At 73.8% G+C, this 6,738-nt stretch carries 4 protein-coding genes; 1 reads left to right on the forward strand and 3 read right to left on the reverse strand.

The window, feature by feature from the left end:
• From HCN52_RS20120 to pyrG, 3 genes are all read right to left on the reverse strand, one after another.
• Positions 1 to 2,072: tetratricopeptide repeat protein (locus HCN52_RS20120; RefSeq protein ID WP_168089863.1), on the reverse strand; the 2,072-nt coding region annotated here is incomplete at its 3' end.
• A gap of 122 nt (positions 2,073 to 2,194) precedes the next feature.
• The gene (locus HCN52_RS20125) at positions 2,195 to 2,842 is read right to left on the reverse strand and encodes an NUDIX domain-containing protein (RefSeq protein WP_168089864.1); all 648 of its coding nucleotides are present in this window, start codon (positions 2,840 to 2,842) and stop codon (positions 2,195 to 2,197) included.
• A gap of 1 nt (position 2,843) precedes the next feature.
• Complete coding sequence (pyrG, locus tag HCN52_RS20130; protein WP_168089865.1) at positions 2,844 to 4,529, reverse strand: CTP synthase; 1,686 nt, start codon at positions 4,527 to 4,529, stop codon at positions 2,844 to 2,846.
• A 349-nt stretch (positions 4,530 to 4,878) separates the two neighbouring features.
• Here pyrG and HCN52_RS20135 point away from each other — a divergent pair, with 349 nt between their 5' ends.
• Positions 4,879 to 6,684, forward strand: coding sequence for a glycoside hydrolase family 15 protein (locus HCN52_RS20135; RefSeq protein ID WP_168089866.1), 1,806 nt, complete (start codon positions 4,879 to 4,881; stop codon positions 6,682 to 6,684).
• Positions 6,685 to 6,738 lie beyond the last annotated feature (54 nt).

Consider the following 6,738-nt stretch of genomic DNA (forward strand, 5'->3'; position numbering starts at 1 on the left):
GCGGGAACGCGCGCGCCGGCCGGCGCCTCCTGCGGCGGGCCGAGCAGCCGGTCCGCCTCCGCCCGGTGGGCGGCGGCGTCGCGGTGGTGGCCGAGCCGCTCGGCACAGTCGGCCAGCCGCAACCACAGCGCCGCCCGGAGCCGGGTGTCGTCGGTCCGTTCGGCGATCCGCAACGCCTCCCGGCAGGTCCGCAGCGCGTCCTGGGTCCACCCGGCGTACTCCTGCACCCGGCCGGCCTCTCCCACCGCTCTCGCCTGGGCGGCGGTGTCGCCCCGCCGCCGGTGGGTCGCCGCGGCGGCGCGCCAGGAACGCAGCGCGGGCCGCCACTGCTCGTCGTAGGTGAGGACGGCACCGAGCCGGCCGTGGAGCCGGGCCTCGGCCTCGCGGTCGTCGCGGGACTGCGCCATCGTCAGCGCCCTGCCGTACCAGTCCGCGGCCCGCTGCCATCCGCCGAGTTCGGCGTGGGTGCCGCCGATGGACTCCAGCACCCGGCCCACCGCCTCCCGGTCGGCCCGGTCACCCTCCGAGCGCAGCGCGGCGAGCGCCGACTGGTAGCGGGCGAGAGCCGCGCGGGGGCGGCCGTTGGCGGCGTCGAGGTCGCCGAGGTTGAGCAGCGCCGCCGCCCGCTCCCGGGCCAGATGCTGGCGCTCCGCGACCCCGAGGACCAACTCGTGGAGCCGGTACAGCTCCGGCGCCGCGGTGCGCGCGCCGCGGTGCGCCAGCAGAGCGGCGGTCAGTGCGGCGATCAACCGTCTGGCCAGCGTGTCGAGTTCGCCGTCCGAGACCGCGAGGCGCGCGGCTGCCTGGAGCGCGTCGAGCCGATCCCGCAGCCAGGCGGCGGCCGTCTCCTCGTCGGCGAACCGCAGCGAGCCGGGCAGTTCCGCGAGCCACTCCCGTGCCTCGCTGTCCGGCGGCCGGGTCGCGGCGTGGCAGGCCATCAGCTGCCGCACCGTCCGCTCCAGCATGCGGGCCCGGGCGAGTTGGATGTCGGAGGGGCGTTCCCGCTCCTCCAGCCGCGCCCGCAGCAGCGGTTCCAGGCAGCCGGGCACGGCGTACAGCGGCCCGACGGGCTGCTCGGGGCCGGGCGGCCGGGGGTGCGCGGTGCGGACCAGCCCCAGCAGGGCCAGTTCGGCGAGGGTGGTGCGGGCGGTGCCGATCGAGCACCCGGCGAGCGTCGCCGCGGTGTGCGCGTCCGCCAGCCCGGCGGGGGCGAGTGCCAGCAGGCGCAGCATCCGGCCGGCGGTGGCGGAGAGGTGCGAGGTGGCGAGGCGGAACGCCCGGTCCAGTGCGTCACCTTCGGGGGCGGCCGACTCCAGTTCGCCCAGGCGCCGCGCGGCGTCCGCGACGGCGGCGTCCGGGTGGGCCGCCAGCCAGCCCCCGGCGAGGACCAGCGCCGCGGGCAGGTGCGCGCACCGCTCGGCCAGGGCCTCGGCGGCGCGCGGGTCCACCGTCACCCGCGTGGGGCCGGCGCCGCGGGTGATGAGCTGGACGGCGGCGTTCTGCCCCAGCGCCCCGACGGTGCAGGGCCGGACGTCGGGGACCCCGGTGAGCGGGCCGCGGGCGACGGCGACGACCAGGCACTGCCTGCTGTCGGGGGTGAGTTCGTTGAGCTGGTCGGCGGTGGCGACGTCGTCGAGGAGCAGCAGGACCTCACGAGCGGCGAGGGCGGCGCGCAGCTCAGCGGTCAGTTCGTCCTCCTCCGCACCGGGTGGTGCGACGACGCCGAGGGCGCCGAGCAGGGCGCGGGCGGTGCGCTCCAGGGGCACGGGGGTGCCGCCGGGGTCGGTGAGCCGCGCCCGGAGCACCCCGTCGGCGAAGTCGCCGGCCGCCTCCCGGCGGCGGGCGTACTCCTCGGCGAGTGCGGTGCGGCCGGTGCCGGGACGGCCGACGATCAGCAGCACGCGGCTCCGCGGCGCCGGCCGCCCGGCGAGGGTGTGGAGCCCGGCGTGCTCGGTGTCGCCCCGCAGCGTGGACAACTCGTCCCGTCTGCCGAGGAAAACCGCTGGTCCGCCCGGTCCTGCCGCCTTGCCCGGGAATGCCGGGACCCTGCTGTGCGCCGCCTGTTCCGTCACGCTCCGAGCGTAAGTCAGCACCGTTGCCGGGCCCGCCCGAGACACGTCCGCCGCCCGGTGGGGGCACCGGGCGGCGGATCGGATCGGCGGAGCGGGTACGCCGTGCGGGTGGCGCCCGCCCGTCAGTGGAAGGGGCGCGCCGGCCAGGGAGCGTCCGCAGGGCGCAGGGCGTCGAGCCCGTCGCCGGCACGGGCCGCGGTCAGCGCGAGGACGCCGAGGACGAGGAAGGCGTTCTGGATCTCGCCCGCCAGCGCGGCGCGCACCAGTTCGTCGACCGGGACCCGGGCGTGCAGCATGTGCGCCTCCTCCTCGCCCACCGCGTAGCGGTCGCCCTCGGCGTCCGAGAGGTTCCGCGCCAGGAACACGCGGACGGCCTCGTCGGTCCCGCCGGGGCTGGAGTAGAGGTCGGTGAGGACCCGCCAGTCCTCGGCCTTGACGTGGGCCTCCTCGTACAGCTCCCGCTGCGCGGCGTGCAGCGGGTTCTCGCCGGGGACGTCGAGCAGTCCGGCCGGTGCCTCCCACAGCTCGCGCCGCACCGGGTGGCGGTACTGGCGGACGACGGTGACACGGTCCTCGTCGTCGAGGGCGATGACGGCGACCGACCCGGGGTGCACCAGGTAGTCGCGGCCCGCGACCGTGCCGTCGGGCATCCGGACCCGATCGGTGCGGACGCTGGTCTTGTGGCCGGTGAACCGCGTGAGGGTCTCGGTCACCGGCCAGTCGGCAGGGACGTCGCGGAGCGCGGGGCGGTCCTCGGGAGTGCCCGTCATCTCAGGCTCCTTTCCCGGCGTCACCGGCGGTGCTCCCGGCGGCTGCGGTGACGCGCTCGACGGCGGCGCGGACCAGCCCGGCGAAGAGCGGGTGGGGCCGGGTCGGGCGCGACTTCAGCTCGGGGTGGGCCTGGGTGGCGACGAGGAAGGGATGGGTCTCGCGGGGGTACTCGACGTACTCCACGAGCCGGTTGTCGGGAGAGGTCCCGGAGAAGACCAGGCCCGCCTTCTTCTCCAGCTCCGCGCGGTAGGCGTTGTTCACCTCGTAGCGGTGACGGTGGCGCTCCTCCACCTGCTCGACGCCGCCGTACACCTCGCGGACGACGGAGCCCTCGGCCAGGCGGGCGGGGTAGAGGCCCAGCCGCATCGTGCCGCCCATGTCGCCCTCACCGGCGACGATGTCCAGCTGCTCCGCCATGGTGGAGATCACCGGGCTGGTGGCAGCGCTGTTGAACTCGGTGGAGTCGGCGCCCTCGATACCGGCCAGGTTGCGGGCGGCCTCGATGACGATGCACTGCAGGCCGAGGCAGAGGCCGAGCAGCGGGACGTGGTTCTCGCGGGCGTAGCGGATCGCCGCGACCTTGCCCTCCACGCCGCGGTCGCCGAACCCGCCGGGGACGCAGACCGCGTCGACGTCGCCGAGCTGTTCGGCGGCGCCCTCGGCGGTCTTGCAGTCGTCGGAGGTGACCCACTTGACCTTGACGCGCGCCCGGTTGGCGAAGCCGCCGGCGCGGATGGCCTCGGTCACCGACAGGTAGGCGTCGGGCAGGTCGATGTACTTGCCGACCAGGGCGACGGTGACCTCGTGGTCCGGCTCGTGGACCCGGCGCAGCAGGTCGTCCCACTCGGTCCAGCTGACGTCGCGGAACGGCAGGTCCAGCCGGCGGACCACGTAGGCGTCCAGCCCCTCGCCGTGCAGCACCTTGGGAATGTCGTAGATCGACTTGGCGTCGATGGCCGCGACCACGGCGGCCTCGTCGACGTCGCACATCAGCGAGATCTTGCGCTTGATGGAGACCGGGACCTCGCGGTCGGCGCGGAGCACGATCGCGTCGGGCTGGATGCCGATGTTGCGCAGCGCCGCGACGGAGTGCTGGGTGGGCTTGGTCTTCAGCTCACCGGAGGGGCCGATGTAGGGGAGCAGCGAGATGTGCACGACGAAGACGTTGTCGCGGCCGACCTCGTGGCGGACCTGGCGGACCGCCTCCAGGAACGGGAGGGACTCGATGTCGCCGACGGTGCCGCCGACCTCGGTGATGACGACGTCGACGTCCTCGGTCGCCATCCGCCGGATGCGGTGCTTGATCTCGTTGGTGATGTGCGGGATGACCTGCACGGTGTCACCGAGGTACTCGCCGCGGCGCTCCTTGGCGATCACGGTGGAGTAGACCTGGCCGGTGGTGACGTTGGCGCTGCCGTCGAGGTCGACGTCGAGGAACCGCTCGTAGTGACCGATGTCGAGGTCGGTCTCGGCGCCGTCGTCGGTGACGAAGACCTCGCCGTGCTGGAACGGGTTCATCGTGCCGGGGTCGACGTTGAGGTACGGGTCGAGCTTCTGCATCGTGACCCGCAGACCGCGCGCCTTGAGGAGTGCGCCGAGGCTGGAGGCAGTGAGGCCCTTGCCGAGGGAGGAGGCGACCCCTCCGGTGACGAAGATGTGCTTGGTCGTCGGGTTGTTCATCGGCATGCCCAAGAGGTGCTCCCGTGGTCGCGAGGTGGGGTCCGCGACGGTCGCACGCCGTGTCGTTCCCGGGGTCCCGTCGCTGCGGTTCGGGGAATCTGACGTCCTCCGCTCCACGGGCCACCAGAGTATCAGTGACGTCCGGGTGGAGCCGGTGCCCGGCACCCCTGCCGTCCCGGGTGCGCCCCCCTGTGACCGGCGCACTCCTGTCGCCGGCGTCCGCGGGGCGAGCTTCCCTCTCGCTTCCGTGCGGGGAAAGCGCTTGGGACGCGTAAGCTTCCCCGGACGCTCGCTGGGCATCAGCAAGAACCGCCTCCCAGGAGGGGCGGGACGTACGTTCGACTGGAGGCGCGCAGTGGCCGGGCGCATCGAGGATTACGCACTTATCGGGGACATGCAGACCGCCGCACTGATCGGGCGGGACGGTTCGGCCGACTGGCTGTGCCTACCCCGTTTCGACTCGCACGCGGTGTTCGCAGGTCTTCTGGGGACCGATGAGCACGGCTGCTGGCGGCTGGGGCCCGCCCCCGCCGAGGGCGCCGAACCGGCGCCGGCGACCCGCCGCCGCTACAAGGGCGACTCGCTCGTTCTGGAATCGGAATGGGACACCCCCCGCGGCACGGTCCGGGTGACCGACTTCATGCCGCCGCGCGACGGCGCGCCCCAGCTGGTCCGCATCGTGGAAGGCGTGAGCGGGCGCGTCCCGATGCGGTCCGCGCTGCGGATGCGCTTCTCCTTCGGCTGGGTGGTCCCGTGGGTCCACAAGGTCGACGACCGCCTGGTGGCCGTGGCAGGCCCGGACTCGGTCTGGCTGGACACCACCGCCGAGACCTACGGCGAGGACCTCACCACCTACTCCGACTTCACCGTGGCGCCGGGCGAGCGGGTGGCGATGACCATCAGCTGGCAGCCCTCGCACAAGGAGCCGCCGCCCCGCGCGGAGCCCGAGGAGGCGCTGGCGACCACGGAGGAGTTCTGGCGGGAGTGGGTGACGCACTGTACGTATAACGGCCCCTACCGCGAGGCCGTGGTCCGCTCGCTGATCACCCTGAAGGCGCTCACCTACGCGCCGACCGGCGGCATCGTCGCCGCGCCGACCACCTCCCTCCCGGAGGCCATCGGGGGCTCCCGCAACTGGGACTACCGCTTCACCTGGCTGCGGGACGCGGCCATCACGCTCTCCTCGCTGCTGCGCACCGGCTACCGGGAGGAGGCGCAGGCCTGGCGGGAGTGGCTGCTGCGCGCCGTCGCCGGCGACCCGGAGAACCTCCAGATCATGTACGGCATCGCCGGCGAGCGGGAGCTCGGCGAAGCGGAGCTGGACTGGCTGCCGGGGTACGAGGACTCCAAGCCGGTCCGCGTCGGCAACGGTGCCGCCGGCCAGCTCCAGCTGGACGTCTACGGCGAGGTCACCGAGGCGCTGTACCTGGCGCACATGACCGGCCTGGCCCGCAACGACCACTCCAACCTGCTGCTGCTCAAGCTCATCGGCTACCTGGAGAAGCACTGGAGTGAGCCGGACGAGGGCATCTGGGAGGTCCGCGGGCCGCGCCGCCACTTCACCCACTCCAAGGTGATGGCGTGGGTGGCGGTGGACCGCGCGGTCAAGCTGATCGAGTCCGGTGAGGTCGACGGCCCACTGGACCGCTGGCGGGAACTGCGCGAGGAGATCCACCGCGACGTCTGCGAGAAGGGCTACGACCCGCAGCGCAACACCTTCACCCAGTCCTACGGCTCACAGGAGCTGGACGCCTCGCTGCTGCTCATCCCGCAGATGGGTTTCCTGCCGCCCGACGACAAGCGCGTCATCGGCACCGTGGAGGCGATCCAGCGCGAGCTGTCCACCCCCGACGGCTTCATCCTGCGCTACCCGGTCGCGGAGGGCGAGGAGGCCGGTGTCGACGGCCTCATCGGCGAGGAGGGCGCCTTCCTGGCCTGCTCGTTCTGGATGGCGGACGACCTGGCGATGATCGGCCGGGTCGACGAGGCCCGCCGCCTCTTCGAGCGGCTGCTGGCGCTGCGCAACGACCTCGGCCTGCTCGCGGAGGAGTGGGACTCCCACGCGCAGCGGCAGGTCGGCAACTTCCCGCAGGCGTTCAGCCACGTGCCGCTGGTGGACACCGCGCTGCGGCTGACCGCGTCGGGCGCCTACCGGGGCTGATCCGACCCTGCCGCCCGGGCCGCCGGGGAGACGCCGCACCGGTGTCTCCCCGGC

Origin of the sequence: Streptomyces bohaiensis (genome assembly GCF_012033785.1) — a bacterium.
GTDB lineage: Bacteria > Actinomycetota > Actinomycetes > Streptomycetales > Streptomycetaceae > Streptomyces > Streptomyces bohaiensis.

Excerpts from the sequence above, each read along its gene's own strand:
- HCN52_RS20125 (WP_168089864.1), bottom strand. The coding sequence starts at position 2,842 with ATGACGGGCACTCCCGAGGACCGCCCCGCGCTCCGCGACGTCCCTGCC.
- pyrG (WP_168089865.1), bottom strand. The coding sequence starts at position 4,529 with ATGCCGATGAACAACCCGACGACCAAGCACATCTTCGTCACCGGAGGG.